Origin of the sequence: Pseudomonas arabinosi (assembly GCF_047758675.1) — a bacterium.
Lineage (GTDB): Bacteria > Pseudomonadota > Gammaproteobacteria > Pseudomonadales > Pseudomonadaceae > Aquipseudomonas > Aquipseudomonas arabinosi.
The window spans coordinates 5,457,598-5,482,171 of sequence record NZ_CP180480.1 but is presented as its reverse complement, the minus strand read 5'-3'; the positions used below and the strand labels follow the sequence as shown (position 1 = coordinate 5,482,171).

At 58.0% G+C, this 24,574-nt stretch carries 19 protein-coding genes and 4 tRNA genes; 15 read left to right on the top strand and 8 right to left on the bottom strand.

Annotated elements, in window-relative coordinates; translation table 11 throughout:
* The first annotated feature begins 47 nt into the window (after positions 1-47).
* Positions 48-1,232 carry a thiolase family protein gene (locus ACMXYJ_RS25450; protein WP_415757409.1) on the top strand — a complete coding sequence of 395 codons (1,185 nt, stop codon included), beginning with the start codon at positions 48-50 and terminating at the stop codon, positions 1,230-1,232.
* 135 nt (positions 1,233-1,367) lie between these two features.
* Here ACMXYJ_RS25450 and ACMXYJ_RS25445 read toward each other — a convergent pair whose 3' ends face one another.
* Positions 1,368-1,562, bottom strand: a complete 195-nt coding sequence (locus ACMXYJ_RS25445) for a DUF6316 family protein (RefSeq protein ID WP_415760806.1) — start codon at positions 1,560-1,562, stop codon at positions 1,368-1,370.
* A gap of 211 nt (positions 1,563-1,773) precedes the next feature.
* Here ACMXYJ_RS25445 and ACMXYJ_RS25440 point away from each other — a divergent pair, with 211 nt between their 5' ends.
* Positions 1,774-2,733 carry a DMT family transporter gene (locus tag ACMXYJ_RS25440; protein ID WP_415757408.1) on the top strand — a complete coding sequence of 320 codons (960 nt, stop codon included), beginning with the start codon at positions 1,774-1,776 and terminating at the stop codon, positions 2,731-2,733.
* Between the two features lie 118 nt (positions 2,734-2,851).
* Here the strand turns inward: ACMXYJ_RS25440 and ACMXYJ_RS25435 are convergent, their stop codons facing one another.
* A complete protein-coding gene (locus tag ACMXYJ_RS25435; protein WP_415757407.1) occupies positions 2,852-4,246 on the bottom strand; it encodes a class II fumarate hydratase in 1,395 nt (464 codons plus the stop codon).
* A gap of 191 nt (positions 4,247-4,437) precedes the next feature.
* Here ACMXYJ_RS25435 and ACMXYJ_RS25430 point away from each other — a divergent pair, with 191 nt between their 5' ends.
* The 5 genes from ACMXYJ_RS25430 to ACMXYJ_RS25410 all read left to right on the top strand — a co-directional run bounded on the left by ACMXYJ_RS25430 (position 4,438) and on the right by ACMXYJ_RS25410 (position 8,770).
* Positions 4,438-4,962 carry a DUF2059 domain-containing protein gene (locus ACMXYJ_RS25430; RefSeq protein WP_109633752.1) on the top strand — a complete coding sequence of 175 codons (525 nt, stop codon included), beginning with the start codon at positions 4,438-4,440 and terminating at the stop codon, positions 4,960-4,962.
* A 12-nt stretch (positions 4,963-4,974) separates the two neighbouring features.
* A complete protein-coding gene (locus ACMXYJ_RS25425) occupies positions 4,975-5,274 on the top strand; it encodes a BolA family protein (RefSeq protein WP_008151216.1) in 300 nt (99 codons plus the stop codon).
* A 102-nt stretch (positions 5,275-5,376) separates the two neighbouring features.
* Positions 5,377-6,318, top strand: a complete 942-nt coding sequence (locus tag ACMXYJ_RS25420; protein ID WP_218537702.1) for a rhodanese-related sulfurtransferase — start codon at positions 5,377-5,379, stop codon at positions 6,316-6,318.
* 39 nt (positions 6,319-6,357) lie between these two features.
* Positions 6,358-6,960, top strand: a complete 603-nt coding sequence (locus tag ACMXYJ_RS25415; RefSeq protein WP_415760805.1) for a DsbA family protein — start codon at positions 6,358-6,360, stop codon at positions 6,958-6,960.
* Positions 6,953-8,770: an ABC transporter ATP-binding protein gene (locus tag ACMXYJ_RS25410; RefSeq protein WP_415757406.1), complete on the top strand. Its 1,818-nt coding sequence runs from the start codon at positions 6,953-6,955 to the stop codon at positions 8,768-8,770. The genes ACMXYJ_RS25415 and ACMXYJ_RS25410 overlap by 8 nt, the downstream gene beginning before the upstream one ends.
* A 1-nt stretch (position 8,771) precedes the next feature.
* On the opposite strand, the gene ACMXYJ_RS25405 is transcribed toward ACMXYJ_RS25410, so the two are convergent.
* Positions 8,772-12,956 carry a hypothetical protein gene (locus ACMXYJ_RS25405; protein ID WP_415757405.1) on the bottom strand — a complete coding sequence of 1,395 codons (4,185 nt, stop codon included), beginning with the start codon at positions 12,954-12,956 and terminating at the stop codon, positions 8,772-8,774.
* A gap of 218 nt (positions 12,957-13,174) precedes the next feature.
* Here ACMXYJ_RS25405 and ACMXYJ_RS25400 point away from each other — a divergent pair, with 218 nt between their 5' ends.
* Both ACMXYJ_RS25400 and ACMXYJ_RS25395 read left to right on the top strand, forming a co-directional pair.
* On the top strand, positions 13,175-15,634 hold the full coding sequence (locus tag ACMXYJ_RS25400) for an EAL domain-containing protein (protein WP_415757404.1): 2,460 nt from the start codon (positions 13,175-13,177) through the stop codon (positions 15,632-15,634).
* Positions 15,635-15,712: 78 nt separating this feature from the next.
* The gene (locus ACMXYJ_RS25395) at positions 15,713-16,474 is read left to right on the top strand and encodes a TenA family transcriptional regulator (protein ID WP_415757403.1); all 762 of its coding nucleotides are present in this window, start codon (positions 15,713-15,715) and stop codon (positions 16,472-16,474) included.
* 85 nt (positions 16,475-16,559) lie between these two features.
* Here the strand turns inward: ACMXYJ_RS25395 and sugE are convergent, their stop codons facing one another.
* The 3 genes from sugE to rdgC all read right to left on the bottom strand — a co-directional run bounded on the left by sugE (position 16,560) and on the right by rdgC (position 19,025).
* Entirely contained in the window at positions 16,560-16,874 is a 315-nt protein-coding gene (sugE, locus tag ACMXYJ_RS25390; protein WP_008151200.1) for a quaternary ammonium compound efflux SMR transporter SugE, read from the bottom strand.
* Positions 16,875-16,993: 119 nt separating this feature from the next.
* Positions 16,994-17,959 carry a bile acid:sodium symporter family protein gene (locus ACMXYJ_RS25385; RefSeq protein WP_056742477.1) on the bottom strand — a complete coding sequence of 322 codons (966 nt, stop codon included), beginning with the start codon at positions 17,957-17,959 and terminating at the stop codon, positions 16,994-16,996.
* A gap of 145 nt (positions 17,960-18,104) precedes the next feature.
* Positions 18,105-19,025 (bottom strand): recombination-associated protein RdgC, encoded by a 921-nt coding sequence (gene rdgC / locus ACMXYJ_RS25380; protein WP_415757402.1) that lies wholly within the window; start codon positions 19,023-19,025, stop codon positions 18,105-18,107.
* 160 nt (positions 19,026-19,185) lie between these two features.
* Between rdgC and ACMXYJ_RS25375 the strand changes: the two genes are divergently transcribed.
* The 4 genes from ACMXYJ_RS25375 to ACMXYJ_RS25360 all read left to right on the top strand — a co-directional run bounded on the left by ACMXYJ_RS25375 (position 19,186) and on the right by ACMXYJ_RS25360 (position 19,729).
* Positions 19,186-19,261: transfer RNA gene (locus ACMXYJ_RS25375), tRNA-Val, on the top strand.
* Between the two features lie 19 nt (positions 19,262-19,280).
* Positions 19,281-19,357 (top strand) — tRNA-Asp (locus ACMXYJ_RS25370).
* A 200-nt stretch (positions 19,358-19,557) separates the two neighbouring features.
* Positions 19,558-19,633 (top strand) — tRNA-Val (locus tag ACMXYJ_RS25365).
* A gap of 19 nt (positions 19,634-19,652) precedes the next feature.
* Positions 19,653-19,729: transfer RNA gene (locus ACMXYJ_RS25360), tRNA-Asp, on the top strand.
* A gap of 141 nt (positions 19,730-19,870) precedes the next feature.
* On the opposite strand, the gene ACMXYJ_RS25355 is transcribed toward ACMXYJ_RS25360, so the two are convergent.
* Positions 19,871-21,004, bottom strand: coding sequence for a catalase family protein (locus tag ACMXYJ_RS25355; RefSeq protein ID WP_415757401.1), 1,134 nt, complete (start codon positions 21,002-21,004; stop codon positions 19,871-19,873).
* Positions 21,001-22,809, bottom strand: coding sequence for a di-heme-cytochrome C peroxidase (locus ACMXYJ_RS25350; protein ID WP_415757400.1), 1,809 nt, complete (start codon positions 22,807-22,809; stop codon positions 21,001-21,003). Before ACMXYJ_RS25350 ends, ACMXYJ_RS25355 begins: the two co-directional genes overlap by 4 nt.
* A gap of 269 nt (positions 22,810-23,078) precedes the next feature.
* Between ACMXYJ_RS25350 and ACMXYJ_RS25345 the strand changes: the two genes are divergently transcribed.
* Together ACMXYJ_RS25345 and ACMXYJ_RS25340 are read left to right on the top strand one after the other, a co-directional pair.
* Entirely contained in the window at positions 23,079-23,795 is a 717-nt protein-coding gene (locus ACMXYJ_RS25345; protein ID WP_415757399.1) for an FKBP-type peptidyl-prolyl cis-trans isomerase, read from the top strand.
* Positions 23,796-24,088: 293 nt separating this feature from the next.
* The gene (locus ACMXYJ_RS25340) at positions 24,089-24,544 is read left to right on the top strand and encodes a YkvA family protein (RefSeq protein ID WP_309677252.1); all 456 of its coding nucleotides are present in this window, start codon (positions 24,089-24,091) and stop codon (positions 24,542-24,544) included.
* Positions 24,545-24,574: the final 30 nt, after the last annotated feature.

Here is a 24,574-nt window from a genome sequence, read left to right as displayed (position 1 = left end):
ACTTATGCTCGGTCCACTCTCAACCGACAACAACAATGAGGTATGCCATGCGTGAAGTGGTGATCGTCGACAGCGTGCGGACCGGCCTGGCCAAATCCTTTCGCGGCAAGTTCAACCTGACCCGTCCGGACGATATGGCGGCCCATTGCGTCAATGCATTGCTGGCGCGCTCGGGCATCGATCCGGCCAGCGTCGAGGATTGCATCGTCGGTGCCGGCTCCAACGAAGGTGGCCAGGGCTTCAACATCGGTCGCAACATCGCGGTGCTGTCGCGCCTGGGCACCGGCACGGCCGGCATGACCCTCAACCGTTTTTGCTCGTCGGGCTTGCAGGCGATCGCCATCGCCGCCAACCAGATCGCCTCGGGTTGCAGCGACATCATCGTCGCCGGTGGCGTCGAGTCCATCAGCCTGACCATGAAAAGCATCAACACCGACAACCTGATCAACCCGCTGCTGAAAGAGCAGGTGCCCGGCATCTATTTCCCGATGGGCCAGACGGCTGAAATCGTCGCTCGTCGTTACGACGTCAGGCGCGAAGAACAGGATCAGTACGCGCTGCAAAGTCAGCAACGTACCGCTCAGGCTCAGGCCGATGGATTGTTTGACGATGAAATCGTGCCGATGGCGGTGAAGTATCGGGTTGAAGACAAGGCCACCGGTCAGGTGCAGATCCTTGACGGCATCGTCGATCACGATGACTGCAATCGTCCGGGCACCACCCTGGAAAGCCTGGCGGGATTGAAACCGGTGTTTGCCGAAGACGGTTCGGTGACGGCGGGCAATTCTTCGCAGCTGTCCGATGGCGCGTCGATGACGCTGGTGATGAGCCTGGAAAAAGCACTGGAACTGGGGTTGAAGCCCAAGGCGTTCTTCCGTGGTTTCACCGTGGCGGGTTGCGAGCCGGATGAAATGGGCATCGGCCCGGTGTTCTCGGTGCCGAAGTTGCTTAAGGCCAAGGGTTTGCGGATTTCCGACATTGATCTGTGGGAACTCAACGAAGCGTTCGCCTCGCAATGTTTGTACAGCCGCATTCGGTTGGAGATTGATAACGACAAGTACAACGTCAATGGCGGTTCGATTTCCATCGGCCATCCGTTCGGCATGACCGGTTCGCGTCAGGTGGGGCATCTCGTGCGTGAATTGCAGCGCCGCAACGTGCGTTACGGCATCGTCACCATGTGTGTGGGTGGCGGGATGGGGGCGACCGGGTTGTTTGAAGCAGTGCGTTAATCCGGAAGACTTGTGTTGCCTGATTAACCGCTATCGTCGGAGCGCCGCCCGGAGCAAGCTCGCTCCCACATTGGATCTATGTCACGCATGAGATCCCTGTGGGAGCGAGCTTGCTCGCGATGGCGCCGCCGCGGCCTACAGGCTCATCCGCAAAAGCAGCATCCGCTCAATGTAAGCCTGCACCTCCCGCGCCAACCTCTCCGGGTTTTCAAACGGTCCCTCCAGGGTGTTTTCCCGGGTGCTGAAATACAAATCCCCATTCACACGACACACCCGGTCGCAGCGAAAGTGCGTGGCGGGGGCATTGTCCTGGGCGCGTTTGCCGTACATGGCGATCTCCTGAGGAATGTTTCTGTTGGCGAATCCCATGAGCTTATGCATGAACCACTTGCAACGCCTGGCCACCCGATCGACGGCATAGCGCCAATTTAATGGTGCGACCTGCACAGTTTCATTCGCGGCCAACACCCAACTGTCCCTGTGTGCCGAACGGCTCTAAGCCTAGAATGACCTTTCTCGCCACTCGGCTTCGGGGTTCGCAATGCACATTTCATCGGGTCGCTGGGTTTACGGTCTGTTCCTGGCCTTGGTGACCGCGCTGTTGTGGGGAATCCTGCCAATCAAACTCAAGCAAGTGCTGCTGGTGATGGACCCGGTGACGGTGACCTGGTTTCGCCTGATCGTGTCCGGCGGGTGCCTGTTCATTTATCTGGCGGCGACCAAACGCCTGCCGAGCCGCAAGGTGCTCGGGCCGCGTGGTGGCTGGTTGGTGTTGATGGCGGTGCTCGGCCTGGTGGGCAACTACGTGCTGTACCTGATGGGACTGAACCTGCTTAGCCCCGGCACCGCGCAACTGGTGGTGCAGATGGGCCCGATCATGTTGCTGATCGCCAGTCTGTTTGTGTTCAAGGAACGGTTCAGCGTGGGGCAGGGGATTGGCCTGCTGGTGCTGTTGATCGGCTTTGCCCTGTTTTTCAATCAGCGGCTCGCCGAGTTGCTGACCTCGCTGACCGAGTACACCACCGGCGTGCTGTTGGTGTTGTTGGCGTCCACGGTCTGGACGTTCTACGCCTTGGGCCAGAAGCAATTGCTCACGGTGTGGAATTCGCTGCAGGTGATGATGGTGATCTACCTGTTCTGTGCGCTGTTGCTGACGCCATGGGTGCATCCGCTGGAAGCGCTGCAACTGAGTCCGCTGCAAGGCTGGCTTTTGCTGGCGTGCTGCATGAACACGCTGATCGCCTATGGCGCGTTTGCCGAGGCTCTGGCCCATTGGGAGGCGTCACGGGTCAGTGCGACGCTGGCGATTACGCCGCTGGTGACGTTTGCTGCGGTGGCAGTGGCGGCGTGGTTATGGCCGGAGTATGTGCATGCCGAGACGATCAATGGTCTGGGTTATGGCGGGGCGGTGCTGGTGGTGCTGGGGTCGGCGCTGGTGGCGTTGGGGCCATCGTTGATTGCGGGGCTCAGGGCCCGGAAGGTGCGGATAGCGGCAAGTTAGACCGCGTCATCGTTCATCGTCGGAACGCCGCCCGGAGCAAGCTCGCTCCCACAGGAGAATGCGATTACCTGTGGGAGCGAGCTTGCTCGCGATGGCGGACTGTCAGTCACCGCAGATCTCAGCCTTTGGCACCAGCCTCCAGCATATTCTCCGGCCTTACCCACGCATCAAACTCTTCATCCGTCAGATACCCAAGTTGCAACGCTGCCTCACGCAAGGTCAGCCCTTCTGCGTAAGCCTTTTTGGCGATCTCTGCCGATTTGTCATAACCAATGTGCGGATTCAGCGCTGTCACCAGCATCAACCCACGCTCCAGATGTTCAGCCATTTTCTCTGCATCCGGTTCCAGACCGGCGATGCAATGCTGCTGGAAGTTGCTGCAGCCGTCACCGAGCAGGCGGATCGATTGCAGCAGGTTGTGGATGATCACCGGTTTGAACACGTTCAGCTGCAGGTGCCCCTGGCTCGCGGCAAACCCGATGGCGACGTCGTTGCCCAAGACCTGACACGCCAGCATCGATAGCGCTTCGCACTGAGTCGGATTGACCTTGCCCGGCATGATCGAGCTGCCCGGTTCGTTGGCCGGCAGTTTGACTTCGGCGAAACCTGCACGCGGCCCGGAGCCCAGCAGGCGCAGGTCGTTGGCGATTTTCATCAGGGTCACGGCGAGGGTTTTCAGCGCGCCGGACAGCGTGGTCAGCGGCTCATGACCCGCCAGGGCGGCGAATTTGTTGGGTGCGGTGACGAACGGCAGGCCGGAGAGGGCGGCCAGTTCGGCAGCGATGGCTTCACCAAAACCGTGGGGCGAATTCAGCCCGGTGCCGACTGCGGTGCCGCCCTGGGCCAGTTCACAGACGGCCGGCAGCGAGCTGCGGATCGCCCGCTCGGCGTAATCCAGTTGCGCGATGAACGCCGACAGTTCCTGACCGAAGGTGATCGGCGTCGCGTCCATCATGTGGGTGCGACCAGTCTTGACCAGCTTCATGTGCCGCGCGGACAGCTCGGCCAATCCGCCCGACAGTTCGTTGATCGCCGGCAGCAATTGCTGTTGCACCGCCTGGGCTGCCGCGATGTGCATGGCAGTCGGGAAGCAGTCGTTGGAGCTTTGGGAGCGGTTGACGTGATCGTTAGGGTGAACCGGCGACTTGCCACCACGAGCATTACCGGCCAGTTCGTTGGCCCGACCGGCGATCACTTCGTTGACGTTCATGTTGCTCTGGGTGCCGCTGCCGGTCTGCCACACCACCAGCGGGAACTGGTCGTCATGGCTGCCGTCGAGTACTTCGTCGGCGGCTTGTTCGATCAGCCGGGCGATGTCGGCGGGCAGGTCACCGTTGCGGTCATTGACTCGCGCCGCGGCTTTCTTGATCAGTGCCAGGGCATGCAGCACCGCCAGCGGCATTTTTTCGTTGCCGATGGCGAAGTTAATCAGCGAGCGTTGCGTCTGAGCGCCCCAGTAGGCTTCATCCGGGACTTCCACCTGGCCAAGGCTGTCAGTTTCGATACGGCTCATCATGCACACTCCTGTAGGTCGATAGCGCAGTTTAGGCCGTGATCGCCGGCCGTGGTTCCATCAGTCTGTTTTTTGACCATTCAACCCCTCTAAATCAGGCCAGACAAGGCTTGGGGTTGAGTGACACACTTTTTTAGGTGCAGAATGGTCCCCCTTGGGGTAATGACCTCGCCTGCTAGAAAGGAAACTCGATGACTCGTCTTCGTGCCATCTGTACCGCGGTTGCACTGGTTTGCGCCAGCGGCCCTGTTTTTGCCGATACCGCCAGCCACAACGCCAGTGCCGAAGCTTTCCTGACTCTGGCGCACGCTGACAAATTGGGCACTCCGGTGTACATGCAAGTGCAGCAAATGTTCGCTCAGCGCTTTGAACAGACCAAAGCACCTGAATCGAAAAAAGCCTTGCTGGAAACCTACCAGGCTAAAGCCAACGCCGCGCTGGACCAAGCCATTGGCTGGAACAAGCTGAAGCCGGACATGGTCAAGCTCTACACCACCAATTTCAGCGAATCCGAGCTGAAAGACCTGGTTGCGTTCTACAAGTCGCCACTGGGCAAGAAAGTCCTGGAAAAAATGCCGCAGCTGACTCAGCAATCGGCCCAGATGACTCAAGCCAAGCTGGAAAGCGCCGTGCCTGTGGTCAACAAACTGCTGGCTGACATGACGGCCGAGCTGGAGCCTAAAGGCGCCGCCGCTCCAGCCAAGAAAAAGCCTTAAGCGGAGTTCGGTATGACCATGCAACAACGCATCGAATCGACGCTGGGCCTGTTGCAGCCGCAGCATCTGCAAGTGCTGGATGAAAGCCACATGCACAGCCGTGGGTTGCAGACCCACTTCAAGGCCGTGGTGGTCAGCCAGCAGTTCGAAGGGCTCAACCGCGTCAAGCGTCACCAGAAAGTCTACGGCACGCTCGGCGAGCTGATGGGCGAGTTCCATGCGTTGGCGCTGCATACCTACACGCCAGAGGAATGGGCACAGATCGACGCGGCTCCGGCCTCGCCGACCTGTGCTGGCGGCAGCAAGCATTAAGCATCGGTTTTTTGCTAGAATCCGCAACGCGCCGCTCACCCGGCGCGTTTTTTTTCGCATCCGGTTCACCCCTTACGAGGGTAGCCACCTGGAGAATCACCCATGACACAACAGATTGTCGTGGCGGCACTGTATAAGTTCGTCACTCTGGAAGATTACGTCGCCCTGCGCGAGCCACTGCTGCAAGCGATGGTCGACAACGGCATCAAAGGCACCCTGCTGATCGCCGAAGAAGGCATCAACGGCACCGTGTCCGGCAGCCGCGAAGGCATTGACGGGCTGATGGCCTGGCTCAAGAACGACCCGCGCATGGACGACATCGACCACAAAGAGTCGTACTGCGACGACCAGCCGTTCTATCGCACCAAAGTCAAACTCAAGAAAGAAATCGTCACCCTCGGCGTTGAGGGCGTGGACCCGAACAAAAAGGTCGGCACCTACGTCGATCCAGAGAACTGGAACGCGCTGATCAGCGATCCGGAAGTGCTGTTGATCGACACCCGCAACGACTACGAAGTCTCGATCGGCACCTTCGAAGGCGCCATCGACCCCAAGACCACCAGTTTTCGCGAATTCCCCGACTACATCAAAGCCAACTTCGACCCGGCCGTGCACAAGAAAGTCGCGATGTTCTGCACCGGCGGCATTCGTTGTGAAAAGGCGTCGAGCTACATGCTCAGCCAGGGCTTCGACGAGGTCTATCACCTCAAGGGCGGCATTCTGAAGTACCTCGAAGAGGTGCCGCAGGAAGAAACCAAATGGCAGGGCGACTGCTTCGTGTTCGATAACCGCGTGACCGTGCGTCACGACCTCAGCGAAGGCGACTACGATCAATGTCATGCCTGTCGTACACCGATCAGCGCCTCCGACCGCACATCCGAGCACTACGTGGCCGGCATCAGTTGCCCGCATTGCTGGGATAAGCTGAGCGAGAAGACCCGTCGCAGTGCCATCGACCGGCAAAAGCAGATCGAACTGGCCAAGGCTCGCAACCTGCCTCACCCGATCGGTTACAACTACAAGCAAACTCCTTCCGAGGCTTGAACCATGTCTGCGCAACGCCTGCTCTATGTGATGGACCCGATGTGTTCCTGGTGCTGGGGCTTCGCGCCGGTGGCCAACGCGCTGGTCGAGCAGGCGCAAGCAGCGGGTGTGGACGTGCACCTGGTGGTGGGCGGTTTGCGTACCGGCAGCGGCTCCGCGCTGGAGCCGACCACTCGGCGCTACATCCTTGAGCATTGGCAGGCGGTCAACGAGGCGACTGGCCAACCGTTCAAGCTGGAAGGCGCGTTGCCCGACGGGTTTGTCTACGACACCGAACCTGCCTGTCGGGCGCTGGTGACTGCACGCAGCCTGGCGCCGGATTGCGCGTGGAAACTGCTCGGGCTGATTCAGCACGCGTTTTACACCGAAGGTCGCGACGTCACGCATGCCAATGTTCTGGTGGAGCTGGCGGAGCAAGCCGGTCTGCCGCGTATCGAGTTCGCCGCCGCGTTCGACCGTGCCGATCAGCATGCCGCGACGGCGGCCGATTTCACCTGGGTCCAGGACCTGGGGATTGCCGGTTTCCCTACCTTACTGGCTGAGCGTAATGGTCAATTGGCGCTGTTGACCAATGGCTATCAGCCCCTCAGCGTATTGTCTCCGTTGCTCGGCCGCTGGCTGGAGCGCGCTGCCTGTGCATGATCAGCCCGACGACGAGCCACCTGCTTCGCGTGTCGACCGTCTGAGCTGGGCGGAAATCCGTCGCCTGGCGCTGCATCACAAAAAATCCCTGTGGATTGCCAACGGCGTGGCGGTATTGGCAACCCTGTGTAGCGTGCCAATTCCCTTGCTCCTGCCGTTGCTGGTGGACGAAGTGCTGCTGGGACACGGCGACGCCGCGCTGAAGATCATGAACCACGCGTTGCCCGAAAACTGGCAGAAAGCTGCGGGTTACATCGGTCTGATGCTGCTGGTGACGCTGGGACTGCGGTGCGCTGCATTGCTGTTCAACGTGGTGCAGGCGCGGTTGTTTGCGGCGCTGGCAAAGGACATCGTGTACCGCATACGTGTGCGGCTGATCGAACGGCTCAAGCGCATTTCGCTGGGTGAATACGAAAGCCTGGGCAGCGGCACAGTCACCACCCACCTGGTGACCGACCTGGACACGCTGGACAAATTCGTTGGCGAAACCCTCAGTCGTTTCCTTGTGGCCATGCTGACCCTGGTCGGCACCGCCTCCATCCTGATGTGGATGCACTGGAAGCTGGCGTTGCTGATCCTGCTGTTCAACCCGTTGGTGATCTATGCCACGGTACAGTTGGGCAAACGGGTCAAGCACCTGAAGAAACTCGAGAACGACAGCACCTCGCGCTTTACCCAGGCGCTGACCGAAACCCTCGACTCCATTCAGGAAGTGCGTGCCGGTAACCGTCAGGGCTTTTTCCTTGGGCGCCTGGGTCAGCGCGCCCGGGAAGTGCGCGATTACGCGGTGAACTCGCAGTGGAAAACCGATGCCTCGAACCGTGCCAGCGGCTTGCTGTTCCAGTTCGGCATCGATATTTTCCGTGCGGCGGCGATGCTCACCGTGCTGTTTTCCGACCTGTCCATCGGCCAGATGCTCGCGGTGTTCAGCTACCTGTGGTTCATGATCGGTCCGGTGGAACAGCTGCTGAATCTGCAGTACGCCTATTACGCAGCCGGCGGCGCGCTGTCGCGGATCAACGAGTTGCTGGCCCGGGCTGATGAGCCTGAATACCCGGGCGGTGTCGACCCGTTCAACGGTCGCGAAACCGTGGGCATCGAAGTCCAGGGATTGAGTTTCGGTTACGGCGACGAGCTGGTGTTGAACCAGATGAACCTGTCGATCGCCCCCGGCGAAAAGGTCGCGATTGTAGGCGCCAGCGGTGGCGGCAAAAGTACCCTGGTGCAGTTGCTGCTGGGCTTGTACACGCCGCTCGCCGGGACGATCCGTTTCGGCGGCTCGACCCAGCAAGAGATCGGCCTGGAAACCGTGCGCGAAAATGTCGCCGTGGTCCTGCAACACCCGGCGCTGTTCAACGACACCGTCCGCGCCAACCTGACGATGGGTCGCGAACGCAGCGACGAAGCCTGCTGGCAGGCGTTGGAGATTGCTCAGTTGCACCACACGGTGCGTGAATTGCCCAATGGTCTGGACAGCATCGTCGGACGTTCCGGCGTGCGCTTGTCCGGGGGACAGCGTCAACGTTTGGCGATTGCACGGATGGTGCTGGCCGATCCCAAGGTGGTGATCCTCGACGAGGCCACCTCGGCACTGGATGCCGCCACCGAATACAACCTGCACCAGGCGCTGGCGCGGTTCTTGAGCAACCGCACCACGCTGATCATTGCGCACCGGTTATCGGCAGTGAAACAGGCCGACCGCGTGCTGGTGTTTGATGGCGGGCAGATTGCCGAGGATGGCGACCATCAGCAATTGATTGCTGATGGTGGTTTGTACGCCAAGCTGTATGGGCATTTGCAGCAACATTAGATCAGTGCCACAGGACGTTCAGCGCATTTTCACCGCCGTCGAAACCGAATTCCTTGATAACAACCGAGCAGGATTCGCAGGGTGGCATGGTGGTGGCGACATTAACCGTTTCGATCGATTTGGGATCGGGGTATTTTTCGCGAATTACGCGGATCAACTTGCTTTCGCTGTCCAGTGACGTGGGCTTGCGAGTCAGTGTCGGGCTATAGCTTTCAATATCTTTTATTGTCGCCGGCACAGCGAGTAATTTGCCTTCATCAGATACATGGAGTGATGTGCTGGGAAATACTTCGTTCATATCAACATTGAAGTAGGTCGTTTCGCCTACCTTGACCTGATCTGCGCCACGATTATTTCTGAACAAAGGCAGATGTCCGGTCGCCCCCTGCGCTCCCGAAACACTGACATAAACCTCCCGCTTCCCGGTGGTGGTGACTACTTCGGCATAAGCGATGTTTCTAGCATTGAAGGAGCGCTGGTGACGAGGGATAAGGTTGTGAAGCTTTTTCATCGTGCTGTCGATCCTCAGTGCGCTGTCGGCATTGTTCAGCACGATGATCGGCTCAAGGAACAATGTATCGAAAATTTCCACTGTTCTTTGACGGAAGGCTTCTGATGCGACCTTGCTGCGCGACCAGCTTGTCGCACCCTTCGGCAGCTGGGTGACAATCATTCGGGTCGAGTGATCGAACAGCACCGCTTCGCCTGGATTGGTATCGACCTTGAGCAGCTTGAGCGTATCGGGCGGGTTCACGTGGCCGCCGATTGGAATGGCAATTTCTTCCATTGTTTTTAACGCATGTTCCACCGCTTCCGTACCGTGAATCCTTGCCATATTGTTGGCATTCAACGATCCGGTGTAGACAGTCAACAATTCTGCTTTGAGATCTTCCGGCAATGTGGAAGCTTTCTTGAAATTCAGCGTGTCTCTTATGCTTTGACCTTGCGCCAGTTCGGCGACGTAAAAAGCTCCGCTATCCAGCCGGGTGAACACATAGCGCTTCGAATCGTCTATCGCCGGGAAGAGGGTGGCACCGGCCTGAAAGGTATCAAATTGATTCTGGTTCCCGTAGGGAATACTCACCTTGATCCTCCCATAAACCCCTTTTTGGAACTCCATCGTGGCCGGGAGCCGGCTTTTTTTCTTCAGGGTTTTAAGCAACATCGCCCGATCCTTAGTGGCCGGCGTATAGATACTGTCTCCGAACCACGGCGCCCAGCCTTTGCTTTCGTCGAAACTGCCAATGGCCGGCGTCGGTGCCGGATCACGGGTGACGAATGTGGTCGTGCATACATCGTCACCCGGGTTACGTCGTGCCCGGCAAGGCAAGGATCGGAACATCGCCTGATCATCAATCAAGTCGGCGCGGCGTAGTTGGTTGCCGTCCAGACGATAGGGAATGTCATCAACAAACAGTGTGGTTCGACCATCGACCTCAAGTACTTCACGGATATGGGCGTTTTCCGGGAGTTCTACCAGGACGTGGGATTCGGTAGGAGATAACGTTTTGAAGGTTGACCGGCCCTGTAAGAGGTTGTCGCTGTGATTGTGCAGGCGGGGGCCGTAGGGCAAGGACGTCACCGGATCGACGGGGTAGAATCGGTTCAGGTCCGACGGGCTGGTATTGCGCACAAGTACATCATCGACGCCGTTGATCGTTGCCAGTCGATCATTGTTTGTCAGCGGCTTCCAGCGCCCCGGATCGATTGTCTGGGGCAGGTTGTCCACCAGTCGGTAGCTGTCGGCGTGCCCTGCCAGTTTCTTGAGCCCGCTGACACCAATGCGGCGCGCCGTGTGCAGTCCTTTCCATGCACCGCTTCCTATTGACTTGAGTAGTGTCGGTACCCCGTCCACCGGATTGAGGTTGCTCAGCGAAGCGGTCAGGAGTTTTCGGGTCAACGTTGAAAAGGAGGGCAGGCTTGCTTTGACGGTCATGCGCGAGGCTGTGGTCCCGGCCCTGATCAACCGCACCGAACCCGACATGAATTTCCCGACAGGGGTGAGGAATGAAGCCAGGTCCAATACGAGTCCGATCACGCCTGTGAGTATCCGGTCAGTTTTGCCCGACAAAAGGTCCTCAATACTGCCCCAGAAAGGCACAAACCCTTTGGCCAATTCTACGAACGTATTCCATCGTTGTTTGTTTCTAGCCCTGATGGTGTCGAATGCCGTCATGCCGCGGGCTTGGGTATGCAACTGCCGTTCGTCTACGTACAGAAAATTCGTTGCAATGTAGTGGGCCACTGCATTCAAACGGGGGGATACCTGCGCTGTTCCTTCGCTATGGCTAACGGCTGCGCTTGGCGATACAGCGGCGGGCACGTCACCTACCACGCCGAGGATCGCTATGCAGTACGCCCTGTCAGCAGGCTGCTTGCCATTTAAGTGCGCTGACCAATCGAGAAGCAGAGAAGTGCTGATTTCAGCCGTATAGGTTTGTCCGGGGATTGAGGCGTGCAAGGGAAACGTGGTGCGAACCCCTTCGACTGTTGAAAACCTCAAGTGGGGTCGGCAACGAATGACGCCAGCACTCGGGATCAGTTCGTAATAGGTGATTTCATGATTGTGGGTCACCTGTAGAACGAAACCTTTTCTTGGCCGGATGTCTCCCCTTGATTGGATGAGTGTTTTTCCCAAGTGCAGGCTCAGCAAGCGGACGTCACCCCGTTCAAGGGCATGGCGGTCGGCCAGTGGCAGCGAAGTCAGTAGGCTGGCGATCAGGGTCTGATAGGCCGTCCTGATTTTCGAGAGGTAGTTTGTGAAGTCTGTTTCAAACTGCGCGTTGATATCAGGCAGCGTCTTGCCCCTGTATCTGCTAGTAAATATTCGCCTTTCGATCCCCCTATGATCCTTGCGAAACTCCTCATGATGCAGGGTTCGCTTGTCGTCGATGTTGATCCAGTGACTGGTTCGTGTTTTCCCATCGGATTGGGTTACAAACCATTTGCTTGCGTTATCGAATTGGCCATCGGCATAGACATCGAGGAATGTGAATGTTTTGCCCGGTAGCTCCAATGAGGGCATTTCTACGAACCCTAAGCTGCTCGGTAACTCATCACGCAGCAACTTGCGCCCGTCCGATTCGTACATTGCATCGCCAAACAGATCATCCTTTACCTGTTTGGCCATCTTCAGTCTTTCAGGGGGCGGCAAATCGAGTGTCATGACGGCGTTGTTCAGGCTCTCGCTGTGGCTTTCCAGAGCTGCGATCGCCCGCGTCATATCGTCCTCGTCGTAATCGGATTCCGTCCGCGATTGAACGATGCCACTGCAGACCGCCCATTCCAGTGCTGGACCCATCCTCAGTCGCGCAATCTGCTCAAGTTGTTCGGACGAGGCGTCGGCGCTCCGGGTCAGGGGCAGGTCGACGAGTTGTTGAAAGGACAGCGGTTGCAATCGATCAAGGCCGAGGTCATCTGCCAGCAGCACGCCGTGCATGAAGTTCACCCACACCACCGAGCTTTTGTAAGGAAGGTCGGGCGGGATATCGCGCACGGCGAAGTCCTTTGACAGGCGGGTCTCGAACACCCGCGTCAGAAAGGACGCCTCTTTTGCATCAGTGACCCGTTTGGTGCGCAGCAAGTGCTGTTCAAAATCGCTGCGCAGGGTCTGGTAGCTTTTGCCCCAGTGAGCCGGGTCTTGCCAGCGGAAGCCGGCGAGTTCCTGCGGCTCATCGGCTGACGGGGCGTGCAAGTGAAGGCATATGGCTTTGCAAACCAGTTGATGGCGCACGGACGCCGAAGTTTGTTCGCCAGGGCCTGCGCCATACCACTTGAGCGTCCTGAGCAGCCTGTCCCCCAGCTCTTTTGCTTCGACCGTATTCAGCATTCGCAGGAGGAATACAGAGGGCGTCGCGCGCAGCTGATCCATGGAGGCGGAAGCCAGTACAGAGGCGCCGAGATGACCGATTAACGAACGCTTGCCGTTCAGGAAGGCCTTCACGATGTCGATGATTTGAACATTGATGCGTTTTGACTTGTAAGTGTCGAGGGTCATGTGTTGCGCGAGGTCGGGGGTCGCGCGCTGAATAGCCTTGAATCCTCTTCGATCCCGGGCAGTGGGGCGCAGGCCCAAGATTTCGATATCCGGGCCGTCGTCGAGTCGCAGAGCCTGTCTGGCGCGAAACTCTTCATCCGCCGGTAACTGGGTGGGCTGATCAGGTGAAGGTAAAGACATCTCTGTCATGTCGCACTCCTTTGAAAGGGTTCCCGAAACGGATAGGGGGAGCCCGAAGTGCCTAGTAAATAGATCTCGAAACCGGTATCGGCGGTATATATCTATATGACGCGCATGTGTACGGCATTGAGGCCGCTCCTCTGCTTGCCGGAACCGGGAACGCACCCTAGTCTAGCTGTAGCGATCACGGTGGATGCTGATCTGGCAGTGCTAAAACAAGGGACCTCATGAATCAAGCACGGACTCTCGGAACGCCACGGTTGTTGGGCATCGTCTGGCCATTTATTGCCGTCGTGTTGTTCCAAGCCTTGCTGGGCGGTGTCAGCCTGTATGTTCTGTCGGCGGTTCGCGGCTATGTTGCCGGTGAAAGCCTGTGGTCCAAAGGCCAAAAAGACGCCATCTATTACCTCAATCTCTACGCCGACAGCCGCGACGAGACGATATTCAACAAATACCAGAACGCGATTGCCGTGCCTCAGGGTGGCCACGAATTGCGTGTGGCGCTGGATCATCAACCGCCGAATATCGAAGCCGCGCGCGTGGCGATCCTCAAGGGCGGCAACCACCCGGATGACATCAATAGTGTGATCTGGCTGTACCTGAATTTCCGGAACTTCACTTACCACAAAAAAGCCATCGACCTCTGGGCGGTGGGCGATGCGTATCTGGTGCAACTCGATGCCATTGCGCGGGAGATGCATCAGCGCATCCCCACCCGGCAGGCCACTGATGCCGATATCAAGCGCTGGAAGGATCAGATATTCGTCATCAACGAAAGTGTGACGCCGGCGGCGAAGGCCTTCAGCGATGCCTTGGGAGAAGGCTCGCGGATGATCCTGCGGGTGCTGCTGGTGACCAACCTCGCCACGGCCCTGGGCTTGATTGCGCTGGCCTTGATGCGCACCCACAAACTGCTCAAGCACCGCAATGCGTTCGCCGAGGCCCTGCAGTTGGAGAAGGACCGAGCGCAGATCACCCTGCAATCGATTGGCGATGGCGTAATCACCACGAATGTCGACGGCACGATCGCCTATATGAATCCGGCTGCCGAGGCACTGACCCACTGGAAGGCCGAGCAGGCGACGGGTTTGCCGCTGGCGGCGCTGTTCAATCTGCTGGACGAGAATGCTCAGGCCGATGGCTTCACACTCATCGAGCACATTTTGAGCGGACAGCTCAGCGGTGGCAGCGAACACTCAAAACTGATCCAGCGCCTGGATGGCAGCACGGTTTCGGTCACTCTGGTCGGTGCGCCGATCCGCAACGCCGGCAAGGTCAGCGGTACCGTGCTGGTATTGCACGACATGACCCAGGAGCGGCAATACATTGCCAATCTGTCCTGGCAGGCGAGCCATGACGCCTTGACCGGGCTCGCCAACCGCCGCGAATTCGAGTATCGCCTGGAACAGGCGCTGCACAACCTGACACGGCAATCGGGGCGCCATGCGCTGATGTTCCTCGATCTGGATCAGTTCAAACTGGTCAACGATACCTGCGGCCATGCGGCGGGTGACGAGTTGCTGCGGCATATCTGCGCTCTGTTGCAATCCGGTTTGCGCGAAGGCGATACCCTGGCCCGGTTGGGTGGCGACGAGTTTGGCATCCTGCTGGAGAACTGCGCCCCGGAAGCCGCAGAAAAAATCGCCGAGGGCGTGCGTCAGACCGTGCAGAACCTGCACTTCGTCTGGAAAGGCCGACCATTCGTAACCACTGTGAGCATCGGGCTGGTTCACGTCGCTCAGAATCCGACCACGCTCGAAGCTTCGCTGCGCGCTGCCGACATGGCCTGCTACATGGCCAAGGAAAAGGGTCGCAATCGGGTTCAGGTCTATCACGCCGACGATTCGGAACTGTCCCTGCGCTTCGGCGAGATGGCTTGGGTGCAGCGCCTGCACATGGCGCTGGAAGAAGACCGCTTCTGTCTGTACGCCCAGGAAATCGCGCCACTTGGTCATATCGAGAAGGGCGGTGGACATATCGAAATTCTGTTGCGCCTGCATGACGAAGCCGGACGCATGATTTTGCCCGACAGTTTTATTCCGGCTGCTGAGCGTTATGGTCTGATGACGTCCCTTGACCGCTGGGTTGTACAGAACGTTTTCAAGATCATTGCCCAATGCATCGCCGAACAGCACAAAGGACCATTGGCCATGTGTGCGATTAATCTGTCAGGCACAACTATCGGAGATGAGGCGTTTCTGCACTTCCTGCGTGAACAGTTTGTTACTTACTCCATACCGCCTGAAATGATTTGTTTTGAAATCACTGAAACCAGTGCTATTTCCAATCTCGGAAGTGCAATCAGATTTATTAATGAACTCAAAGGTTTAGGTTGCCACTTTTCACTGGATGACTTTTGCGCCGGAATGTCCTCATTCGCATACTTGAAACATTTACCTGTAGACTTCCTGAAGATCGACGGGAGTTTCGTAAAGGATATGCTGGACGACCCGATTAACCGCGCCATGGTCGAAGTCATCAATCACATCGGTCATGTTATGGGTAAGCGTACGATTGCCGAGTTTGTTGAAACACCACAGATCGAGCAGGCATTGCTGGAGATCGGGGTGGATTACGCTCAAGGGTATGTTATTGAACGCCCGCATTTGTTTACCTGCGACAGTTTACAAAGTCGTCCAGCCAGGCCTCAGTCTTTGTTATTCAAGGCGCCTGGCACATTCCGTTGAAATCTCTTGCTGATCCTTATAATCACAATCAAAAGGAGCTCGACAGTGATCGACACATTCAACCGAACCGGACCACTCATGGAAGCTGCAAGTTATCCCGCCTGGGCTCAACGCCTGATCCAGGATTGTAGCGAGAGCAAACGCCGGGTTGTCGAACACGAACTGTATCAGCGTCTGCGTGATAACAAACTCAGTGCAAAGACCATGCGTCAGTACCTTGTTGGTGGCTGGCCGGTAGTCGAACAGTTCGCGTTATATATGGCACAGAACCTGAGCAAGACTCGCTTTGCCCGCCATCCAGGTGAAGACATGGCGCGTCGCTGGCTGATGCGTAACATACGCGTCGAATTGAATCATGCCGATTATTGGGTGCACTGGAGTCGTGCTCACGGTGTCAGCCTGGAAGATCTGCACGCGCAAAACGTTGCGCCTGAACTTCACGCCTTGAGCCACTGGTGCTGGCACACCAGTTCGTCGGATTCGCTGATCGTTGCCATTGCCGCCACCAACTACGCCATTGAAGGTGCGACCGGGGAGTGGTCCGCGCTGGTATGTTCCAGTGGCGTCTACGGGGCATCGTTCCCGGAGGAAGATCGCAAGCGGGCCATGAAGTGGTTGAAGATGCATGCCCAGTACGATGATGCCCATCCGTGGGAAGCGCTGGAAATCATCTGCACACTGGCGGGCGTGAACCCAAGCAAATCCCTGCAAGTGGAATTGCGTCAGGCCGTCTGCAAGAGCTACGACTACATGTTCCTGTTCCTGGAGCGTTGTATGCAGCTTGAGCGTGCGGAAAAGGCTCCTGTCGCGCGAGCACGCATGGCGATGGCCGAGAGCTGATCGTTTAATACACGCCATTGAAAAAGCCCGCTCCCCCTGTCTGTATCGAAAGGGGGGCGGGCTTTTTCGTAATGGCAGCAATCAGTCAGGCGCTGATCTTCAGTCCGACCAGCCCGGAAATGATCAGCGCCACACTGGCGAGCCTGAACAGCGCCATGGATTCGCCGAACAGAATGATCCCGGCAATGACCGTCCCGACTGCACCGACGCCCGTCCAGATCGCGTAGGCCGTGCCCAGCGGCAATTCCTTCATGGCAAGGCCCAGTAAGCCGAGGCTGATGGCCATGGCGGCAACAGTCAACGCGGTGGGGAGAGGGCGGCTGAAGCCATCGGTGTATTTCAGGCCGACGGCCCAGCCAACTTCGAACAGGCCGGCGAAAAACAGAATGATCCAGGACATGAGAGACCTCCATCGATTGACGGGGTCGTCCCCAGATTAATGACTCGATCGAGCCGCGAGGTCGTCCTCGCGTTGTGCAATAGAGTGCCCATCATTAACCCGGGGATCAAGTTTGCGGATCAGTCGATAGCCTGCTGCGCCGCAGTTTCCCGATCTTCTTTCTCGCTCATCCGGCGGAAATAGGTCGAGAGCAGCGCACCGGAGATGTTGTGCCAGACGCTGAACAACGCACTCGGCACCGCCGCCAGCGGCGAGAAGTGCGCACTGGCCAGCGCTGCACCCAACCCGGAGTTCTGCATGCCGACTTCCAGCGCCAGGGATTTACGCTGGGCCAGTGGCAACTTGAACAGCCTCCCGGTGAAGTAACCCAACAGATAGCCGAAGCTGTTGTGCAGCATCACCACGGCCATGATCAGCAGGCCGGATTCGGCAATCTTCGCCTGGCTGGCGGCCACCACGGCGGTGACGATAATGACGATGCTCACCACCGAGATCAGCGGCAGCACCTCCACCGCGTGGCGAACCCGATCACCCAGCAGACGCTGGGCAACCACGCCAAGCACGATCGGCAACAGCACCACTTGCAGGATCGACCAGAACAGTTCCATGAAGGACACCGGCAACCAGGCTGAGGCCAGCAGCCAGATCAGAGCCGGGGTCAAAAGCGGGGCGAGGAGGGTGGTGACAGCGGCGATGGCCACCGACAGCGCCAGATCGCCGCGGGCCAGCCAGGTCATCACGTTCGACGAGGTACCGCTAGGGCAGCAGCCGACCAGGATGACGCCGACAGCGATCTCCGGCGGCAAGTGGAAAGCCTGGCAAAGCAACCACGCCACACCGGGCATGATCACGAAATGCGCAACCACGCCCAGGGCCACGCGCCATGGATGGCGAGCGACTTCGGCGAAGTCTTCAAGTTTGAGGGTCAGGCCCATGCCGAACATCACCAGGCCCAACAGCGGCACGATCGCGCCTTTCAGGCCGATGAACCAGGTCGGTTGCAGGAACGCCACGACAGCGAAAATCAATACCCAGTAAGCGAAGGTGTTGCCGACAAAACGACTCAATGCAGCCAATGCGCGCATGGCCTGATCCTTGTTATTAATTAACGCCACAAAACCAATGTGGGAGCGGGCTTGCTCGCGAAAGCGGAGTGTCAGTCAACATCAGTGTTGAATGTCAGTCCCTATTCGCGAGCAAGCCCGCTCCCACAGTAGATAGCACAGGTATTTAGATGCCTTGCGGAGTCTCTTCGCCGCCCAAGGCTTCAACCAGCGCCGGCAGGAAGTCGCCGAAGGTCAGCATCATCAGGGTGAAGCTGGCATCCAGTTGGCCGAGGGCTTCTTCGCCACCGTCCTGTTCCGCCTGGTCTTGCAGCAGGTCTTCGAACTTCAGACGCTTGACCACCATCTTGTCGTCAAGAACGAAAGACAGCTTGTCTTGCCAGGCCAGCGACAGCTGGGTGACCACTTTGCCGGTGCTCAGGTGCAGCTGGATTTCTTCGCTGGTCAGGTCCTGGCGCTTGCAACGCACGATGCCGCCGTCTTCGTGGGTATCACGCAGCTCGCACTCGTCCAGCACGAAGAAATCGTCCGCGGCTTTCTGGGTGGTGACCCATTCAGTCATGGTCGCGGTAGGGGACATCTTCACGGTCAGCGGACGTACCGGCAGCGTGCCGATGACTTCACGCAGGGTGGACAACAGGTCTTCGGCGCGTTTCGGGCTGGCCGAGTTGACCAGGATCAGGCCCTGTTTCGGCGCGAGAGCAGCGAAAGTCGACGAACGACGGATAAAGGCGCGCGGCAGGAAGGCCTGGATGATTTCATCCTTGATCTGATCGCGTTCCTTTTTGTAGACCTTGCGCATTTGTTCGGCTTCGATCTCTTCGACCTTTTCCTTCACGGCGTCGCGCACGACGCTGCCCGGCAGAATGCGTTCTTCTTTACGCGCGGCGATCAGCAGGAAGTCGCCGCTGATGTGCACCAGCGGAGCATCTTCGCCCTTGCCGAATGGTGCGACGAAACCGTAGGTGGTCAACTCCTGGCTTGCACATGAACGCGCCAGTTTGGTGGCCAGTGCAGTTTCCAACGCCTCGGCATCAAAAGGCAGATCTTGGGTCAGGCGATAGATAAGCAGGTTTTTGAACCACATGGGGCGAGTCTCTCCTTTATACAAAGGGGGGCATTATTCTCTTCGCGGCGCCATAGGCCAACCCTTCTCTAAGCCTTTGGAAGGCCTGAAAAAATTAATGTAAAAAGTGCTTGCCAGAGATGTGGTCGCTCCGTAGAATGCGCGCCACACCGAAAGTGAAGGGTGATTAGCTCAGCTGGGAGAGCGTCTGCCTTACAAGCAGAATGTCGGCGGTTCGATCCCGTCATCACCCACCATTCGCTTCCAGTGTTACGCGCAGCGGTAGTTCAGTCGGTTAGAATACCGGCCTGTCACGCCGGGGGTCGCGGGTTCGAGTCCCGTCCGCTGCGCCATATTCGGTAACCTGGAACGCTGAACGCCAGGTCACCACGGAAAAGCCCGCTTAACGCGGGTTTTTTTCTGTCCAACGTTTGTAAGTTGTTCCTGCAGGTCGCGTCGTTTTATGGGTTTTCAGATTTTTTTGAAAAATTATTCAATTAAATCAACACTTTATGAAAATCTGTGGCACAATGCGCCCCGCAACGAAGGTAAAGGGTGATTAGCTCAGCTGGGAGAGCGTCTGCCTTACAAGCAGAATGTCGGCGGTTCGATCCCGTCATCACCCACCACTTACTTTCAACGCTACGCGCAGCGGTAGTTCAGTCGGTTAGAATACCGGCCTGTCACGCCGGGGGTCGCGGGTTCGAGTCCCGTCCGCTGCGCCATATTCGGTAACCTGGAACGCTGAACGCCAGGTCACCACAGAAAGCCCGCTTAATGCGGGCTTTTTGCTGTCTGGGGTTTGGCTTCTGCCAAGGCTCCACCGAGAAAGCGACCTTCGGGTCGCTTTTTTTCGTTTTGCCTTCTTATTGTTCGGCGTTGCGGCTGTGTCGGTAGTCGCTCACGGCTTCATACACGGCTTTACGCAACCGGTTGATGCCGCCAATGGGGCGATGAGCCTCAAGGCCAAACCACGGGTTGAACGACTGGTTATCGCATTGCACGTTCAGCGCAGGCGTATCAAAGTCCTGGGCGGGTACGTTGATCCGTGCCACGGTCTCGAACAGGGCATCGCTTTCCTGCCACTCAATGCTCGTGTCTTCGATCGGCATGTACTTGGCCGGGTCCTGGCGTTGTATCTGCAGGACGAAACAGGCCGGCATCCGGTCGGTCGACAGTTGCTGGTTCAGCGCATTGCGAAGGAAGTTCGGCAACTTCTGGTTTTGCGCAGGCAGGGTGTAAGTCGGGCAGCTTGCCGGATCGGGCATGACGCGGAACTTGGCATTGGCTTCGCCGAACTTGTAGGGCGAAACCGAAAAGTAAGTCGTCTGGGTCGGGCTTTCTGGAGCGGGTGAAAGTGTCGCCAGCGCGATAAACAGATGGCGAATCTGCCAGGTCCGCGGGTCCCAGCCCGGAAAGAATGCCATCACCTTCTTGCCGTCAGCCTGTGCGGCCACATTCTGACGATACTCGGCGACATCGCTGACGAAGAAATTCGGATGGCTGAACATCACGAAGTCCTGTTCACCGCGACTCTGTTGATCATGCAGCAGTTGTTTACCGGGCACATCGAGCAACTTGATTGCCATGCCCCGTGCATCGCGGATGCTGTCGAACTGCGGGTAGGCATTGCCGTTGGACAGCCGCATCGTCGCTTGCCAGGTTTTGCCGGGTTCGCTGAACACACCCTGGCGCAGTTCGCCCGCCAGATCCGGCAGCACCTGAACCTCGGCCTTCACGCAGCCATGGGCCTTGGCATGGGCGTCGCGCAGGTAGCGGGTGCTTTCACGGTGCTGATCGACGATGCGAACGGCCGTCTGGATGATGTCTTGGGTCATCGCTGATTCGCCATCCGGAATCAGTTCTTCAGCCGAAACCGGGCCGCTGTGCTGCCAGGCGAACCACGCCGTGGCCAGCGCCCAGCCGAGCAATCCAAGGCCCAGCGACCACAGCAGGGTTTTGCCGAGAAAGGCGCCAAAACGCATCCAGAGTCTGCTCATGGCAATTGCGCCTCCAGCGGGCCGCCCAACACTTTCAGATACTCCAGCAGCGCCCAGCGCTCTTCCGGTTGCAGTAGGCGACCAATGACGCCGTTGCCACGCTTGCCTGCCCGGAATTCGTGGCCGCTGTTGTGATTGCCGGTGATGCGCGTGTTGAACAAAAAGCCATCGGTGAAGGCCTCCGTGCGATAACCCAGGTGCCTGGGGTCGTACTCGAAAGTGCCTTTGTAGAAGGTGGTTGCGCGTTCATCCTGAGGCGATAGCAACTGATAAATGCTCGGCACCGAACCGTTATGCAGAAACGGTGCGGTCGCCCAGACTCCCGCCAATGGTCGCGCCTTGTAGGCGCGCAATTCGCGCACGCCAATCGGCAGGCCGAAGCCATCCATGTCCGGTCGTTCGGCCGCAGGAATGTTTGCTTCACGGAAGGCACGGTTTCCGACGAAAGCGGTGACGTAGGCCAACCCTTTAGCCGATGAGAGCTTGCTCAAATCCAGCGATTCAACGGGCGTCGGCTGCAATTGCACATCCAGTTGCGCCAGCTCTGCCGGGTCCCATTGCAAGGCGGTGAGGTCGAAGCGATGGTCGGCGATGTTATTGGCGGCGCCCGGGTCTGTGCCGATGAACTCCACGGGCAGCATTTTCAAATGTTGCACCCAGCGCCCGTCGCTCTGGACCGATCGAGGTACATGGCAGCCGGCGCAGTTCTCGGTGAATAATTCGCGACCTTTTGCGGCCTGGGTTTTGTCGATGGCCCCCAACAGTTCTTCCGGCCAGGATGGCGGTTTGAGCCGTTGCAGGGTTTGTTCGATCAGGTGCAGATCGCGCAAGCGGACACTGGACGGATAACGGGCGTCTCCTTTGAGCGGTTGGCCGTTAGCGTCGAAGAAATTCAGCGTGGCGCCCACACCCAAGGCCTCGCCGATGTTGCGGGCCATCGGTTGCTGCGCCGAACCGTTCCACTGCACCCAGTCGAAGGTCCACATGTCCCACAGTTGCGGATAGTCCACCGGAGCGTTGGCTACACGGTAGTTGGCGGGGGAAATCGCATCGCCGAAGCTGGCGTTGGCAATGCGCCCGAATGCATCGGTGCGGCCGGGGCCTTCTTCGGTGGGATAGAGCCCGCGATGGGTGTCGTTCCAGGCCACCTTCAAGAAGGTGTCGAGAGAGACTTTGAAGTCTTTGCGCAGTTGTTGATGCCGGGCATCGTAGTCCTGGCCCAATACGTTGCGTGCGAAACGTTCGAATTTCCACGGGTTGTAGTAAGTCGATGTCAGACTCGCTACCAGCGCTTGTCCGAAACTGCCGCCGCGCAACGTAGGAACGCTGGATGGCAGGACGTGTTGCGCCGAACCGCCATCGATGCGCACGGCCCGGCCGTTAAAGCGCAGTTCGCCGGTGTGGCAGGCGGCGCAGGTAATGTCCAGAAACTCGTCCTGGCTTCCAGGGTTCTGATGACGGGCAAAACCCACGGGCAGATTGCCGGGGTTGTTCGGCGTGGGTCTCTGGCTGGGGTCGATCAGAAAACCGAAGCGGGCGAGGTATTCGGGAGCGGCGAATCGCTGTTGCGAGAACGGTAATTCAAGGGCCTTGAACCAGTCATAGCGCAAGCCTTTGACCTGAGTGCCTTGGGGTGTGAAGTAGTAAGTTTCGCGGTCGGCGGCGCTCCATTGCTCCAGGTAATGCACCTGCTGCACGGGTGACCAGGCCGGTAGTTTCGGGTTAGCGACGTAGTACAGAACCACGGCGAGGCCCAGCCCCAGCAGGACTGCGAACAGAACCAGCAAGCGGAAGAAGAGGTGCAAGATAAACATCCTTGTCGATTTATAGCTTCCTTATGCCTCAGCATCTGAGGTGCGGCAAGTGGCCATTACGCCAGATGCAGGGGGATCCGGTACCCGTCTCTGTGAGCGCAAGATGACAGAAGCTTCATCAGCCCATTCCCGAAATGCGTTAAAACCCCTGAACTTATCAGAAGTTTCCTGCTCTCATGCCGGTAGCCATTGGTCGTGGCCGCCTGATAAGCTCGCGGCTTTATTCGATTGCCCTTTAGGCGCATGAACAAGGAAATAGCATGAAACAGCATCGGTTGGCGGCGGCGGTGGCCCTGGTTAGCCTGGTACTTGCGGGTTGTGATTCGCAGACCAGCGTAGAGCTGAAAACCCCGGCGCAAAAAGCTTCCTACGGGATTGGCCTGAACATGGGCAAAAGCCTGGCTCAGGAAGGCATGGATGATCTGGATTCCAAAGCCGTAGCCCAAGGCATCGAAGATGCCGTCGGCAAGAAAGAACAGAAGCTGAAGGATGACGAACTGGTCGAAGCCTTCGCAGCACTGCAAAAGCGTGCTGAAGAGCGTATGGCCAAAATGAGCGAAGAGTCGGCAGCTGCCGGCAAAAAATTCCTCGAAGACAACGCCAAGAAAGCCGGTGTAACCACCACCGCTTCGGGCCTGCAGTACGAAGTGGTCAAGAAAGCGGATGGCGCACAGCCTAAGCCGACCGACGTAGTGACTGTTCACTACACCGGCAAGCTGACCGACGGCACTACCTTCGACAGCTCCGTCGACCGTGGCAGCCCGATCGATCTGCCGGTCAGCGGTGTGATTCCGGGTTGGGTCGAAGGCCTGCAACTGATGCACGTTGGCGAGAAGTACAAACTGTACATCCCTAGCGAACTGGCTTACGGCGCCCAAAGCCCAAGCCCGGCGATTCCAGCCAACTCGGTGCTGGTATTCGACCTGGAACTGCTGGCGATCAAGGATCCAGCAAAACAAGACGCTCCTGCCAAGTAATCAGCGTCTGCTCTAAAAACAACGCCTCGCTTATGCGGGGCGTTGTTGCATCTGGCGTTCAGCAAAGGTAAACAAAGCGAACGGATGCTGTAGGCTGGAGTCATAGCCATTGAGGACGCCCGTGCTAGCCGCGCCAGAGCGCCAAGTCAATGAAATCTTGGGTTTTTTTATGTGAGTAAAAAACGCCCGATCTGAGTTGGGCCCTTATGAAACGGGGCTTTCAGCCTTGAAATGCAGCTCTGTTCACAAGGTTATCCACAATTTGTGTGGATAACATTTCAGTGGGAGGAATGATGAAAATACCCTGGAATTTCGCTCGTTTCCTGCCTCTGGCCGGACGCCTGCTCGCGCGTGGACGTTTGCCTACCTTGCTCTTCGCGGTAGCCAGCAAAGGTGCCAGCCAGGGTAACCGGCTGGGCAAACTCAAGGATGATCTGCGCCTGTTGCAGGCACTCTGCCTGGCTTACTGGCGCGGTGAGTATCGGGCCATCAGCCCCAAAGCCCTGATATCGGTGGTGGCAGGCCTGATGTACTTCCTCAGTCCGCTGGATGCCATTCCGGACTTCATCCCAGTGTTCGGCATGCTCGATGACATCGCGGTGCTGGCCTGGCTGATGAAAGTTCTCGACGATGAACTCAACGCCTTCCGCGCCTGGCGCAAGCGTCAGTTGCCGGAAAAGCTTGCGGTGGTCGAACGCCTTCCCGATACCCCGGAACAACTTCAACTTCAGGGGCCGAAAAAAAACTGAACTGATTCAGTCTCATCCATAGATTGATAC